Below are 615 nucleotides of genomic sequence, written 5' to 3' on the forward strand. Positions count from 1 at the left end.
TGCACTCCGCTGCGCTCCGTCTCGGCTCTTCGATCCGTCTTCGGAAGCCGAGCCGATCGCAAGGCGGAGGGTCTTCCCGGTACTGGGTGTACCGGGAAGAACCCGACAACGCGGCGAGCGTGCGTGCTGGGGGCACCTCCCAGCGGTAGCTGGGGGAGTCGCGCGGCAGGCGGGAATTTGACGACAGGGCCTAGTCGGGCAACGGCGCAGTCGGGCGGCTGGGCAGCCGGGCTGCCGCGACCGGGCGCGGAGGCGTCCCGGCCCGGCGCCCGGCCCGCTCATACGCGCACTCCTCCCGCCTACGCGGACTCCCCCGGCCCCTTCTCTTCGCTCTTGTCGTGCCACCGGGGATCGGTCTCCCAGTCAAGATTGCGCTCCTGGGCGGTCTGCATCGCGTGGGCCGCCTCCTCGCGCGTCGCGTACGGGCCGAAGCGGTCGGCGGCGCGGCACTGGGGGCCCTCTTCGACCGTTCCGTGCTTGAGGCAGTAGAACCACTCGCCGGGCCTGCCGGCCGTCCGCCTCTTGAACAGCGCCATCGTGGCCTCCTGTGTGCGACTCCTGTGCCGCCATCCTGCCCGATGGGCCGCGGATACACTCGCTGGCATGTCTGGCCAG

Annotated in this window: 1 protein-coding gene; it reads right to left on the bottom strand. The window is 71.5% G+C overall.

Annotation, left to right across the window (positions count from 1 at the left end; all coding sequences use genetic code 11):
• Window positions 1-299 precede the first annotated feature (299 nt).
• The gene (locus tag ADK86_RS16760) at window positions 300-536 is read right to left on the bottom strand and encodes a hypothetical protein (RefSeq protein ID WP_053697296.1); all 237 of its coding nucleotides are present in this window, start codon (window positions 534-536) and stop codon (window positions 300-302) included.
• Between the last annotated feature and the right edge of the window lie 79 nt (window positions 537-615).

It is taken from the genome of Streptomyces sp. NRRL F-5755 (assembly GCF_001279365.1).
GTDB lineage: Bacteria > Actinomycetota > Actinomycetes > Streptomycetales > Streptomycetaceae > Streptomyces > Streptomyces rimosus.